Origin of the sequence: Alkalihalobacterium sp. APHAB7 (genome assembly GCF_048323755.1) — a bacterium.
In the GTDB taxonomy this organism is placed as follows: domain Bacteria; phylum Bacillota; class Bacilli; order Bacillales; family Bacillaceae_F; genus Alkalihalobacterium.
In genome coordinates this window covers 57,721-72,264 of the sequence record NZ_JBLWFS010000017.1, presented here as the reverse complement: position 1 = coordinate 72,264, position 14,544 = coordinate 57,721, and the positions used below count along the sequence as shown (strand labels likewise).

The 14,544-nt window shown below is 36.0% G+C and carries 11 protein-coding genes; 1 reads left to right on the top strand and 10 read right to left on the bottom strand.

The window, feature by feature from the left end; genetic code table 11:
* The first annotated feature begins 179 nt into the window (after window positions 1-179).
* Window positions 180-791: a TetR/AcrR family transcriptional regulator gene (locus ACNSTQ_RS15805; RefSeq protein ID WP_418200787.1), complete on the top strand. Its 612-nt coding sequence runs from the start codon at window positions 180-182 to the stop codon at window positions 789-791.
* Between the two features lie 410 nt (window positions 792-1,201).
* Here ACNSTQ_RS15805 and fabG read toward each other — a convergent pair whose 3' ends face one another.
* The 10 genes from fabG to ACNSTQ_RS15755 form a co-directional block, all read right to left on the bottom strand.
* Entirely contained in the window at window positions 1,202-1,942 is a 741-nt protein-coding gene (gene fabG, locus ACNSTQ_RS15800) for a 3-oxoacyl-ACP reductase FabG (RefSeq protein ID WP_418200786.1), read from the bottom strand.
* Between the two features lie 234 nt (window positions 1,943-2,176).
* On the bottom strand, window positions 2,177-3,721 hold the full coding sequence (locus tag ACNSTQ_RS15795; protein ID WP_418200785.1) for a class I adenylate-forming enzyme family protein: 1,545 nt from the start codon (window positions 3,719-3,721) through the stop codon (window positions 2,177-2,179).
* Between the two features lie 177 nt (window positions 3,722-3,898).
* On the bottom strand, window positions 3,899-5,221 hold the full coding sequence (locus tag ACNSTQ_RS15790; protein WP_418200784.1) for a TRAP transporter large permease: 1,323 nt from the start codon (window positions 5,219-5,221) through the stop codon (window positions 3,899-3,901).
* A complete protein-coding gene (locus ACNSTQ_RS15785; RefSeq protein WP_418200783.1) occupies window positions 5,211-5,729 on the bottom strand; it encodes a TRAP transporter small permease subunit in 519 nt (172 codons plus the stop codon). The genes ACNSTQ_RS15790 and ACNSTQ_RS15785 overlap by 11 nt, the downstream gene beginning before the upstream one ends.
* Window positions 5,730-5,913: 184 nt before the next feature.
* Window positions 5,914-7,056, bottom strand: a complete 1,143-nt coding sequence (gene dctP, locus ACNSTQ_RS15780; RefSeq protein ID WP_418200782.1) for a TRAP transporter substrate-binding protein DctP — start codon at window positions 7,054-7,056, stop codon at window positions 5,914-5,916.
* A gap of 743 nt (window positions 7,057-7,799) precedes the next feature.
* A complete protein-coding gene (locus tag ACNSTQ_RS15775; protein WP_418200781.1) occupies window positions 7,800-9,839 on the bottom strand; it encodes a methyl-accepting chemotaxis protein in 2,040 nt (679 codons plus the stop codon).
* Between the two features lie 260 nt (window positions 9,840-10,099).
* Window positions 10,100-11,509 (bottom strand): SpoVR family protein, encoded by a 1,410-nt coding sequence (locus tag ACNSTQ_RS15770; RefSeq protein WP_418200780.1) that lies wholly within the window; start codon window positions 11,507-11,509, stop codon window positions 10,100-10,102.
* Between the two features lie 209 nt (window positions 11,510-11,718).
* Window positions 11,719-12,123, bottom strand: coding sequence for an ArsI/CadI family heavy metal resistance metalloenzyme (locus ACNSTQ_RS15765; protein WP_418200779.1), 405 nt, complete (start codon window positions 12,121-12,123; stop codon window positions 11,719-11,721).
* 84 nt (window positions 12,124-12,207) lie between these two features.
* Window positions 12,208-12,522: an ArsR/SmtB family transcription factor gene (locus tag ACNSTQ_RS15760; protein WP_418200778.1), complete on the bottom strand. Its 315-nt coding sequence runs from the start codon at window positions 12,520-12,522 to the stop codon at window positions 12,208-12,210.
* A gap of 268 nt (window positions 12,523-12,790) precedes the next feature.
* Complete coding sequence (locus tag ACNSTQ_RS15755) at window positions 12,791-14,536, bottom strand: phospho-sugar mutase (protein ID WP_418200777.1); 1,746 nt, start codon at window positions 14,534-14,536, stop codon at window positions 12,791-12,793.
* Between the last annotated feature and the right edge of the window lie 8 nt (window positions 14,537-14,544).

The following is a 14,544-nucleotide window of genomic DNA, read 5'->3' as shown; positions in this document are numbered from 1 at the left end:
TATTTCTCGTTTAATTCAATTTGAAACGGTAATAGTGTATAATTTATTAAAAATTGAAGAACTAAAGTCTTAGACTCTAGTTTGTAAAATGATTTTTACTAGGCTACCTTTTGGCTCTGTTAATGTTGGTTTTTAAAGCAAAGTGTAAAGAGCCCAATATATAAATAGAGGAGATTCTCATGACTAAACTAACCCCTAGAAAGTTAAAAGCTCTTGAAACGAAAAAGAAAATTTTAAATACAGCCCTTGATCTATTCTCCAAAAATGGATATAACGATGTAACTATTGATGACATTGCAAAGGAATCTGGCACTTCAAAAGGGGCTTTTTATAACCATTTTAACTCAAAGTATGAAATATTTTTGGAGAAATTTAAAGAAATCGATGACTTCTATATCAATTTCCTTAAGGAGCTAGAAAATGAACAAACAGAAGAAGCTAAAATAAAAAAACTTATACATGCGCAGTTACACTTTCTTGAAGAACAACTTGGCAAAGAAGTAATTCGAACCATTTACATTAATGCCCTTCATCCTAATCAAGCAGATTTCCTCGTTAGTACCGCAAGACCTTATTACAGAATTGTAAAAACCTTTATAGAAGCTGGACAAGAAACGGGTGAATTCAGAAGAGATATGAGCGCGGAACGATTAACCAATTATGTAACAAGATGTACGCGGGGGACACTTTATGATTGGGGATTATATGATAACTTTAACCTCGTAGAAGAAGGTACAACATTTCTCGAGCTTATTATAGAAGGAATAAAACAGAACTCAGCTAAAAAATGAATGGCCGATAAAAACTATCCTAGGAGAATAATGAATTTACTAACTGAGGTAAATCATTAATATAACAACCAAAGGTGCCAATCACTAGGATTCGCACCTTTGGTTGTATTGAATAACTGAAAATCATGTTGGACAATTTTAGTGTACTTCAGGGGTCCTTATGTTCTCCAAAACAGTGTTTTTTATTGTTTAATGGACCTCAGAGGCCCTTATTGACTACTAAAACAGTCTTTTTCATAAAAAATAATAGAAATAAGGTCCCCTCAGTTCCCAAAAACCGATAAAAGGATAGATTTTTAGAAAATAAGGTCCTGTGAAGTCCGCAAAAAACGTTTACAATTGGTTAATGATCTAATTTTCAATCCATGATAATTCTATTAAACACATTGAGCCCCTAAGTATCATTTGAGTTAAACTACAACTCCACCACTAACTTCAATAACAGCTCCATTCACATAACTTGCTTCATCCGATGCTAAAAACGCATAGACATTGGCAAGTTCTTCCGGCTTTCCTAGTCGACCAAGAGGAACTTTTGCTTCCATTGCTTGGATTACCTTGTCAGGCATAGGTGCTAGAATAGAAGTAGCAATGAACCCAGGACAAACCGCATTCGAACGGATTCCATCTCTACCCAGTTCTTTTGCCCACGTTTTTGTCATCCCAATTACACCAAATTTAGTTGCTGCATAATTCGTCTGGCCAAAATTGCCGTAAACTCCAACGACCGATGACGCATTTAAAATAACACCTGAGTTTTGGTTTTTCATAATATCTACAATCGCTCGAGTCATATTGTACGTTCCTTTTAAATTGACATCTATTACTTTATCAAATTGTTCATCGGTCATTTTGTATAGTTGAGCATCATCAATAATACCTGCATTATTTACTAAAGTATCTATACGAGTATATCTTTTCATCACTTCATCGACCATTTCAGTGATTTGTTGTTTGTTCGTAACGTCAACCTGAAACGCTAGAGCTTCTCCACCAAGCTCGGTAACTTTTGCAACTGTTTCTTCCATATTCTCTTCATTCATATCAACGACTATAACTTTAGCACCTTCTTGAGCAAATTTAATTGCCGTTGCTTGCCCAATACCAGTTCCTGCTCCTGTTATGATTGATACTTTATCTAGTAATCTCATAAACTCCATCTCCTATGCATTAATCAATTGATAAATTGGTTTCCCATTCTCATCTTTTGTTTTTAATTCTACTTCCATCCCAATCTTGATTTCCTTATCTTTACTATATCCTTCTACTCTTGTTGTAACTTGCGATCACCATCTGGATTTAATAGAGCATGATTATGGTTTTGAACAGCACAGGTAGCCATTGCCTCACGAACGTTACCATATTCATACATATAACATCGCTCTTTAATTGGTTAGTGAAAATACCTCTTTCATTTTTCTCTTTAAAATTTTACCTGATGCATTTCTAGGAAACTCATTAACAATCAATAATTGACTTAGCTTTTGATAACGTGCTGACACTCTTTCATTGACCCATAATAAAAGTGCTTCTTCCGTAATCGATGCCCCAGGTTTTAGAATGACTTGAGCTACTGGTGTTTCTCCCCACTTTTCATGTGGAATGCCAAATACGGCACATTCTGCAACCTCAGCATGACTACTAATAACTTCCTCTATATCTCGAGGATAAATATTAACACCGCCAGAAATGATCATATCTTTTTTCCGATCCACTAGATAAATAAACCCTTCGTCATCACAATAGCCTAGATCCCCTGTTTTAATCCAATTATCATCCACAACGGAACTTCTCGTAACTTCTTGGTTATTGTAATATTCAGACATAATTGTCGGTCCACGCCCGATGATTTCACCCACTTCTCCTATAGCTACTTCTTCTCCATCCTCATCAATGATTTTAAATTCATTGAAAATCATTGGTGGTCCAACAGATCCGATTTTTCTTAGCACATCGGCAGGGCGAAGGGTTGTTAAGAAACCTTCTGTCAACCCATACAGTTCATATAAACGTCCAGGTAACTTCTCGCAAACTTCCTTTTTCCTTGTAGTTGGTAACGGTGCTCCTAACGTTAGTAATACTTTTAATGAATTGAGCCTTTCATTATCAAATCCCGGTGAGTCTAGTAATGATATAATCTGGGTCGGAACAAACATCGTATGAGTTATTTGTTCATTTTCAATTAGTTGTAACGCTGTTTCTGTATTAAATTTTGGCATAAGTACATAAGTAGCGCCCGCACAAATAGTAGGGTACATAAAAGCTAATGAACCATTAAATACTAAGCTTCCAGCTGCTAGTACTTTACTTTCAAACGAAACACCATATTCAACAGACCAAAGAAAAGCATACATGTTTCTTGTTTTATGCGTATGGACGATCCCTTTCGGCAGGCCGGTTGTACCTGATGAGTACATAATATTACACTCATCATTTTCATCTATTTCTGTTATAGGTTCGGTTGTTAAAGCGCTCTCTCTTTCAGCAGTGTAATTGTATACTCCTGGTGTTTTTCTTTCCCCAACAACAACATACGTATTCGTACATTTAATCTCCTGCTTAATACTTTCAATTTCACCCCAATAATTTTCACCGACAACCATTAAATTAGGGCTGCAATCATTAATAATAAACACGTTATCTTTACCTTTTACCATTGGATTTAACGGTACTATCACTGCACCAATTTTTGCAGTAGCCCAAAACAGCTCTAACATTTCAATGCTGTTTGAAAGCAACATCGCTACTTTATCTCCTTTATTGACCCCTAGCTGACTAAGAGAATTCGCTGTTTGGTTTACTCTATCATTAAACTCTTTATATGTGAGTCGCAGATCTCCGACGACAACCGCAAGTTTATTTGGATAGTGACGTGCATTTCTTTTCAACATAAATCCGACATTCATAAAGTCAACGCTAATTTTATCCATCTTTAAATCCCTCCATGTTATTCTCAACCAAACTATTTGTCTATCATTTTTTCCTAATAACTAATAATCATTAACAGCACTTAAGTTAATATTCACCTATTCATGAACCCTTTTCGAAGACTACAGTCTGTAAAAGTAGTAAAGAGTAGCTCCTTAAAAAAGGAGCAAAGAATGGTTCTATGTTTTTAAAATTGAGGGCAACCAAAGAACTAACTCTGGGAAAATAGCAACTAATACAATAACAACTACAATGATGATTACAAAAGGAATGACTCCTCGGTAAATCGTTCCTAATGATATTCCATCAGGTACAATACCTTTGACATAAAATAATGAATAACCAAACGGCGGTGTTAAAAATGATGTTTGCAACATAAGTGCAATACATGTAACAACCCAAAGCATCTCAAAATCATATAATTGAATAAGCGGTAAGAAAATAGGAAATACAATCATAACGATCCCAATCCAATCAATAAACATCCCAAGTAAAAACGTAACAGCCATCATAATGATGAATACTCCCCACTTGTTTAACCCTAATGACTGAACAAAATTCTGAATAGCCTGATCCCCACCAAGTGTCATAAACATTGAGGAAAATGCGGTTGCACCAACTAATATAATCATAACCATTGCTGTTGTTTTCGCTGTATCATACACAGATTCGCTTAACATCTTCATACTGAATTTACGGTAGGCAAAAGTCATTAATAATGCTACAAAGGCTCCTACACCGGAAGCTTCCGTCGGTGTTGCAACCCCAGAAAAGATTGAACCTAGGACTGCCATGACTAGTATCATGGGTGGAATTAAGTTAACTAGCGCTCCCGTAATTCTCTTCCTGATTGGCATTGCAGCCGCTTCCTCAGCAGATAAAGCGGGGCCGTAATCCGGATTTTTCCAGCAAATAAATAGAACATAGACACAATACGATGCTGCTAATAAAAGTCCCGGAATTAGTGTCGCTTTAAACAGATCACCAACAGAAACTTGTGATTGGGCTCCCATGATGACTAACATGATACTCGGTGGGATTAAGATACCTAATGTTCCACCAGCTGCCACAACACCTGTTGATAGCTCTTTGTTGTATCCATATTTCAGCAATACAGGAATTCCTAAAAGCCCCATCGTAACGACAGAAGCCCCAACTACTCCTGTAGTCGCAGCAAATACAGTTGAAACAACAATGATTGCTAAAGCAATACCACCACGCAATCGGCCCAGCAAATAACGCAGGGATTCAAATAATCCATCAGCAATTTGAGAACGTGCTAACAAATTAGCCATTAGGGTGAAAAGCGGTATGGCTACTAGCGTATAATTATTCATTACACCAAAAGTTCGACTAACAAATATATTAATTACTTGTGGTCCCCAGCCAATATAACCGAAAAGAAATCCTACTCCACCTAAAACAAAAGCTAGTGGATGCCCCGTTGCCAAACCAATTAGGAGAGCGATAAATATTAATAGAATAAATAGTTCAGGACTCATAACGCTCCCCCTTTATTAATATATAAACTCGTTTTAAAACCTCTGAAATTCCTTGCAGCATAAGTAAACCAAATGCTATTGGAATGATCGTTTTTATTGGATATAACGGTGGTGCAAATAATGAGGTCGAAACCTCTTTCGTACTCCAAGAATAATGAGCATAGCCAATACTTATATAGAAAATACTGATAACAAAAGGGAAGAATAAAATACAATACGTTACAATATCTAAAATTGCTTGTTTTTTAAGGGTTAGTTTTTCGTAGAGAATGTCTACAGATACCATACTTTTATGCACAAGAGCATAAGCAGCAACAATCATGAAATGAAAGCCGTAAATCATTGTTATTGTTTCATAGGTCCAAATCGTCGGTGCACCTAGAAAGCGGCGACTTATAACTTCATAGACCACTAGAAATGTAAGCAAAATGACAGACCAGGCACCAATCTTACCTATAAAATTATTCAGCGTATCAATGCTCTTTATAATTCCTCTCAATAGTTTCATTAAGACTCTCCTAAAAGGTAAATTTTATGTTTTATAATTTAATAAGAGGTTGCCCAAAGTATGAAAGAAAAGCGCAAACGCCCGGTTAGCGGTGCTAGAGCTAGACATCTTCAAATTCTATAGTGTCTATCCTTCTATTTTTCAGAATTCACAACACCATGTTATTTTGGACAACCTCTGCATATCAATCTAGCAAGGAAGGATAATTATCTCCAAAGCCCCATTTACCTTGTAGCTCTCTATACATTCCATATGTTTCTAAATACGCTTTTTGACTATTTAATACCATGGCAAAATCTTCGTTTTCACTCGCAATTTCTTCACGCACTTCCTTTGCAGCTTCTTCAATTCGTTTGATATCTTCATCAGACATTTGATTGATTGTAATACCTTTTTCGACCATTTCACTTGCGGCTACAGCATCGTTATACATCGCTTTTGTTGTGTTTTCCAGCATTGCCGTTTTTGCTGCAATCGCAACAATTTCTTGTAAGTCTTCAGGAAGAGAATCCCAAGCATTTTGATTGATCATTGCACCGAACACACAAGACGTTTGATGCCAGCCTGGTACAGCCCAGTAATCCGTTACTTCATCAAGACCCATAATTTGATCAGCCCACGGTGTAGCAAATTCGGCAGCATCAATAACACCACGCTGTAATCCTTCGTAGATTTCTACAGTAGGAATACTTACTGGATTTGCACCAAATTTGTTAATGATACGAGATTGCATAAGCCCTACAAAACGAATATTCAATCCTTGCAAATCATCTAAACTCTCAATTGGTTTGGTAGAACGAATTCCTGACTCCATGCTATGAACTGTATGTGGAAAATAAACCATATTATGTTGTCCATAAATTTTGTTGTACATCTCTAAACCATCAGCAGCATACATCCACAATAAATAATCAATATTACTTAACCCGACGACTTGTGAACTTAATAGATCAAAGGCAGGATTAATATTTGACCAATAAAGCGGTGTATCCGTACCCATTTCTACAACACCATCACGCACAGCCTCAAGAACACCAGCAGCTTCAGTAAGTTCCCCAACTTGATGAACAGTAATATTTAATCGACCGTTACTAAGTTCTTTAACAAGTTCAGCAAATCTTTCATCTTGCCCAATGTGTAATGAGCCTCCACCCCAAGGCGTTACCATACGCCAATTAAAAGTTTCTCCACTAGCTGTATTCGTTGAAGAATTATCGTTATTGTTATTATTATTTTGGCTGCTACCTGCTTCTTGGTTCATACAAGCACTCATGATCATAACTGTTAAAATAAGTAAAAATAAAAGTGAATTCCTATTTCTTTTCATCTGATTAACCCCTTTCATTTTTTTATTGCTTTAAAGCTTGCACCCCTAAAAAGTTAACTTCATCATCACCCCCAGCAATTAATAAAAAACAATATTAACATGTAGGTAAGGCATGGTAACCGCTTACATTTTCTGAGTTGAATAAATGAAAATCGCTTTTTTTCATAGACTGCTTTACTTAGCCAAAGGCTGTTTTCGTAAACTTTGTTGCTATTGGACCGTTTTTTGAATATAAATCAGCCCTAAAAATTCATTTATCCATCTGGCTGATTTATATTCAAAAGCTTCACGCTAAAGCGTGAAGAACCAAGCTTTGGCTTGGTTACGGTCCAATAGCTAATAGCAACATTCTTTTAGAAAAGAGCCTAGCCAAAGAGTCTGTGACATTTTTTCAAAAAACATAGCTAGCCTAAATTAGTCACATTATAAGAAATGAGCTAATAAGCAGACATTAATTAAAATAACAAACCGAAGTCACCGACTTTAGTTTCTAAAATGATTATATTTATAATATACAAAATTGTCAAACTATTTATTTGAAAAATGAAAAAATTATTAGATATATAAAAGTAGATATATAATGTTTACCATTTATATATTTACTGACATTTTAATCAGAGTAAAATCATATACATCTTCGTAAAATAATAGAATAACCACACCTTATTATTAAGGTGTGGTTACATTAGAAGTAACGCTTGATCATCATCATGCAATAATATGTTGTTTTGCTAAACTGTTCATTACACGATAAACTTGGAAACATCCTTTTGTAATGTTTCAGCAACATGAGCTAGTTCACCTGAACTTACATTTACCTCTTCGACAGTTGCTGCCTGTTCTTCTGTCGCTGCTGCTACTTCTTGGGCTGCTGCAGCCGATTGTTCTGTGATACTAGATATTTGTTCAATAGACTCTAATACCTCTTTTATATTTTCCTCTATTTTTGTAAAATAGTCTCTAACTTCATTAGCGCCTCGTTCTGTGACTTCTACTTGTTCGACTATTTTCGTTAATGCTTCACCGCCAAGCTTTATTTGCTCGACTTGAGTTTGAACTAACTTGGAATTTTCGCCCATAAGTTCAACCGTTTCATTCGTTTCATATTGAATTGATTTAATTAGGTTTGCAATTTGGTTTGCATTAGCATTCGATTGTTCTGCTAATTTTCTTATTTCATCGGCAACAACAGCAAAGCCTCTTCCATGTTCACCTGCTCTTGCTGCTTCAATAGAAGCATTTAAAGCTAATAAGTTCGTTTGTTCTGAAATCCCAGTAATAATGCTTGTAATTTCACCAATTTCGCCTGATCTTTTTCCTAATTGTTCTACAGAATCAGCCGCCTTTTTTACAGATAGAGACATCTTTGCAAGTTGCTCAATTGCCTCTTTTATGGACTGCTCACCATTATAGGAATAGTTCGTTGTTTCTTTAGCTTGTTCAAACATACGGACCGCTTCTTCTCTACCGTGCACAACTTCTTCCGATGACTTTTGCATTTTAGTAAGAATTTGACTTGAAAAATCAGCTTGTGTCGTCACTCCATCTGCAATTTCACCAATTGTAACAGCAATCTGATTAGAGGTTTGCTCCGTTTGTTCCGCACTTACTGATAATTGCTGAGAAGTTAATGCCGCTTTATCTGCATTAGCTTTAACACTTGTAACAATATTTTTGATATTTTCAATAAATACATTGGTCGAATCCGCTAAATCTCCAACTTCATCATTACTATTTACCTGAATTTTCTTTGTTAAATCTCCACCGCTTTGCGATAAATTATCTAACTCTGACTTTAATAAGAGTAATGGTTTAGTTAACTTGGAAGCAAATATAATTGCAAATATAATAACAATCACAGTAACAGCAATTAGAGCTAGTACCATTTTCCATAGCAGCGATTGAACAGAACTAAGCGCTTCTCCTGAATCCATTTCAGCGACTATTATCCAATCCAGTCCGTTAATATTTAATGGTGTAAAAGCACTAAGCACTTCATTGCCGCGATAATCTTCAATAATCTCTACAGCTGTCTCACCTTGAAGTGCTTTCTCAGTCGCCACTGTTTTAACTTCCATGACACCTATGGTTGATTCTTCAATAAAGCGAGAGTTAGACCTCATTAAAAAGTCATGACCAACAAGATAAGCTTCTCCTGTTTCTCCTAACCCCTCACTGCTTTGCATCATCCGACTAATATCGGCATCTGATAGTTGTAAGGCAACGACCCCAAGATGTTCTCCATTACTATTACGAACAGGATGGGCGATAAATGCAGCTGGTGCATCCGATGGTTCATAGTGTTCATAATCAGCAATTGCAAAGCCTTCATCAGCATTTTGATATACATTAGCTAGTCCAGTATTATTATAGGGACCCGTTATTAAGTTCGTACCGTAGTCATCTTCTTTCTCTACGGTATAAATAATATTTCCTTCTCTATCGATTAAAAATAAGTCGTAATAATTATATGTACGAATAAATTCTTCAAAATACTCTTCTGCCGTTCTCTCTATAGTTCTGTTATTATTGCTTCCTTCATCAGTTGTTTGATTTCCCATCGTTAGATAAGTAATCCTATTTCTAGCTAAAAGCGCGACATCTCCTTCTTTTTCATCAAAATAATCTTCAATCATTCCCTTTTTTACTTCTCTAATTGATGTTAAATGATTTAGTGTTGATTCTTCTAAAGCAGAAGAAGACGTAGTAACGCTCAAGCTAAATAAAATTAACATTGGTACTAAACTGATCAGTAAAAAGGCTATTAATATTTTCTTTTTCACCTTAACTCCCCCAAATATTTTTTTTTTTGAAATTCCCCCATAGTAAACCGTGAATATTTTACCATGATAAAGTACCTATACCCAAACAAAATGCTTTAAAACATGTATTTATTACTTTTTTTAATTTTTGTAGTGACTTATTACTCACGACTATAGACTTCCAACCTAAAAAAACAAGATAAACAGTCTTTCAGAAAGAGGCAAAAATAAAAAAAGCGTCTCAATAGAGCTAGAAACACCCTGCTGAGACAGCTTTTTTTTTATAAATATTTTCGATGCATTTTCTTCCCATCGTACGTAAAAACGATTTTCTTTTCATTAATCACGGTTTCCATATGAGTGGAACGGCCCCATAATTGGTGGATATAAGGCAAGACCTTTTCTAAATACCCTACGTCTAATTCCGTTCCTTCGTAATGATGAGTAACATACAATTCCCCATTTTTTAAATAGTCACCATCTGTAACTGTTAAATACGGGAACCCTCCATTTACACGGGATTGAACGAGTTGATCACGAATATTCTCCCACTCTTTATCGACAATTTTATAGTCTGATCCTTGCTTTTGGAATAGGAATAAATCTTCGCGATTTACAAGATCTTTCGTCAAGTAATTACGAATAAATGAAATATCAGATTCAATTTCTCTTACTTCATAGATTTTCTCTCTTCCGCTGCCAGGTTTAACACCTTGTCGTTCTTTCATTTCTTTCGTTGGATTGTTATATCGCTCTTCAATATCTTCAAAAATTTTAAGACCAAGGTAATATGGATTGATGCTCGTCTTAGATGGTTGAACCACACCGGAGTTTAGCTTCGCATATTCGATTGCTTCATCGGTTGTTAGTGAGAGTTCGCGCATAATTCGAATATGCCAATACGAAGCCCAGCCTTCATTCATAATTTTTGTTTCTAGCTGAGGCCAGAAATAAAGCATTTCTTCACGCATCATTGTAAGGATATCTCTTTGCCACGGCTCAAGCTCACGGCTGTACTCTTCAATAAATAACAATAAATCTTTTTCTGGTTTTGGTGGGAATTTTTTCCTCTTTTTCTTTTTCGGTTCAGCTGGTTTATTACTTCCCAAGTCCCATAAATCATCATATGGTGAAGTTGACTTCGGTGTTTCTTCTTCCTCTTCTTCCATCGACCAAGCTAATTTAGAGCGTAAAATACTTGGATCAATATGTTCTTGAATCGATAATATGGCATCGAGAAATTTCTCAACTTCTTCCCTGCCATGAATCATTTCATAACGATAAATTCTTTCAGCCGTCGCACTCATACTTTCTACCATATCTCGTCTCGTGTTGGAGAAGCGAACATTGTTCTTAAAGAAATCACAATGTGCCAAAACGTGGGCAACGATCAGCTTATTTTGCACAAGTGAGTTGGAGTCGAGTAAAAAGGCATAACAAGGGTCTGAATTAATAACCAATTCATAAATCTTACTTAAGCCCAAATCATATTGCAGCTTCATTTTGTGAAATTGTTTTCCGAAACTCCAGTGGGAAAATCTCGTCGGCATCCCGTAGGCACCAAACGTATAAATAATATCTGCAGGACAAACTTCGTATCGCATTGGAAAAAAATCTAAGCCAAACCCTTGAGCAATTTCGGTAATTTCCTCAATTGCATATTCCAACTGTTTTTGTTCATGCGGTAACATAGACGACCCTCCTCTAGTCTTCCGGTTATAACAATTTATGAAAAAAACAGCCAAATGATGCCCCTTTTATGGTACCTGGTATCTTTAATACTTTAAATTTTTAAACACTTTACGTCTTTAATGTAGTGTATGTAGCACAAAGAGCAACAACCATAATTAGGTTATTGCTCTTTTGGTTCTTTTAATTTTAAATTACTGTCTGTTATTCACTAAGATGCGCAACATGTACTAGAGTTATTATTTTCTTGCTCTGTATCTTCCCATGTGTAAAAGAACTCCCACTCATTTCCGTCTGGGTCAGAAATCCAAAATTTATCTTGTCTTGCATAACAACAAACCGTGTTAATTTCCTCTCTCGTTTCATTTCCTTGAGCAGTCATACGATCTCTATGCCTTTCAATATCTTCTTGCTGATCTACTTGAATACCAAAATGATTTATTTGGTTTCCCTCTACAGTCGCCTGTACATTTAACGTAAAGTTTAATGATAAATCAGGGATCAAATACTTTGCATAATTCTCTTTTACTTTAATTGGCTTTGCTCCAAAAAGCTTTGAGTAAAAATCAACGGACCTGCTTAAATTTGTTACGTTTAACCCAACGTGAATGTTCATTCTAAGCTCCCCTTTAATCAAATAATATTGATATTTTAATCAAAAAAAATTGATTTATAACTAACCAAGACTGATTGAAAATAATCAGCCTCGGAACAAACAACATAATTGTTCGGATAGAAGATGGTTCACCTGTTCATCATTTAACATATAATAACTCCAAGTACCTTTTGTTTCTTTCTTTATTAAACCAGCACTTAAAAGAATTTTTAAATGATAAGAGATTTTGGATTGAGGCATCTGAAAGATCTCACATAAGTCACATACACAAACTTTTCCCCGTTGCGTCAACTCATACATAATTTCAAGCCGTTTTTTATCAGCCAACGCTTTAAACTTACTTTCATATTCCTCAAACGTTTTATCTAAGTTAACGTCTATTAGTGGAATTTCTTTCATACATTTTCACCACCAAATATTGTCATCTTGTTAATCATATTGTATACCGGTCTTCTTCTTTTGACAACTATTTAATCAATTTTTTTTGATATAAGTTTTCGACATTATTTTCAATCTGCAATGACAGCTATATTCAAAAGCTTCACGCTAAAGCGTGAAGAACCAAGCTTTCGCTTGGTTACGGTCCAATAGCTAAAAGCAACAATCTTTTAGAAAAGAGCCATTAAAAAAGAAGGAGGGTGGACTAATGATTATCCACCCTCATATATTAAGCTTGCTTCAAAAGACCATGAATAGTACTCATTAACTCTTGCTTTAGTTCTGATAACCAAGTTTGGCTTTCAGCAAGGGTTGGTCTTTTGACACTAATGTAGAACTTAATTTTTGGTTCTGTACCTGATGGTCGCATACAAATCCAAGAACCGTCTTCTAGTGTATATTTTAAAACATTTGAAACTGGCAGTGTTAATGCTTCCCTGCGATTTTCTACTAGGAAAGAACGTTCCTGTGTATGATAATCTTCAGCAACAATAACCTTCATACCGCCAATTTTATGAAGCGGATTTGCTCTAAAATGAGCGAGGATTGACTGGATTTGCTCCACTCCCGCTTTTCCTTTGAGTGTTAGTGATTCTAAGCCTTCTTGATAAAAACCGTACTTAGAAAATACTTCCATTAATCCATCATACAAGCTCATTCCACGAGACTTGTAGTAGGTTGCCATTTCTGCTGCTAACAAACAAGCTTGAACGGCGTCTTTATCACGAACAAAATCTCCAACCAAATAACCGTAACTCTCTTCGTAGCCAAATAAGAAGGTTTTAGACCCAGTTTCTTCATATTCCTTCATTTTTTCACCGATAAATTTAAACCCTGTCAGTGTATCGACTGCTTCAAGCCCATATTCTTCTGCAATCACTCTACCTAATTCAGAAGTAACAATTGTTTTTAGAACTACCCCATTTTTAGGGAGTTTTCCTTGTGCTTTTCTTTGCGAAAGGATATATTCAAGCATTAACGCACCCGTTTGATTTCCTGTCAGTACAACATATTCTCCTTGTTCATTTCTTGCCGCAATCCCTACTCGGTCAGCATCAGGGTCAGTTGCAATTAGGACATCAGCATCGTGTTCATTACCATATTTAATCGCATATTCAAAAGCTGCATGTTCCTCTGGATTTGGTGATTTAACTGTTGAAAAATTCGGGTCTGGCAGTTCCTGTTCTTTTACAACGACTACATTTTTAAAACCAGACGTTTCAAGGACACGACGAACTGGAATATTTGCTGTTCCGTGCAATGGTGTAAACACAATGTTTACATCACTTCCTTTTTCAACGACCATCTCAGGATTAACAATAATCGTTTGAAGCTCGTCATTATAAGCTAAGTCGATTTCTTCACCAATCACTTTTAAGAGTTGAGCTGCTTTTAACTCGTTTTCATCTGCTACTTCGATTAACAATTCATCTTCAACCTCATTAACCTTTTCAATGAGAGTATTCGCAGGGCCTGGTGGAAGTTGACACCCATCCGGACCATAAACTTTGTATCCATTATATTCTGGCGGATTATGACTCGCAGTTATCACAATTCCACCAAATGCCTTTAAAGAACGAACTGCAAAAGATAATTCTGGAGTAGGACGTAAATCACGGAATAAATAAGTCTGAATCCCGTGCTTTCCAAGTGTTAACGCTGCTTCTTTAGCAAATTCAGGTGATTTGTGTCTGCAGTCATATGCTATAACAACACCTTGCTTTTTCGCTTCTTCTCCAAACTCCGAAATATATCGAGCAAAACCTTCCGAGGCTTTACGAATTGTATATGTATTCATCCGGTTGGGTCCAGGGCCAATTTCTCCTCGCATTCCCCCTGTACCAAACTCTAGTCCTTTATAAAAGCAATCTTCCAAGCGAACGTCATCATTCTTTAAAGCCTCTAATGCTTCTTTTAAATCTGTTTCTAAGCCACCAAAACCTACCCATCTACTATAAGCTTGTTTCCAGACCATAGTCTCCT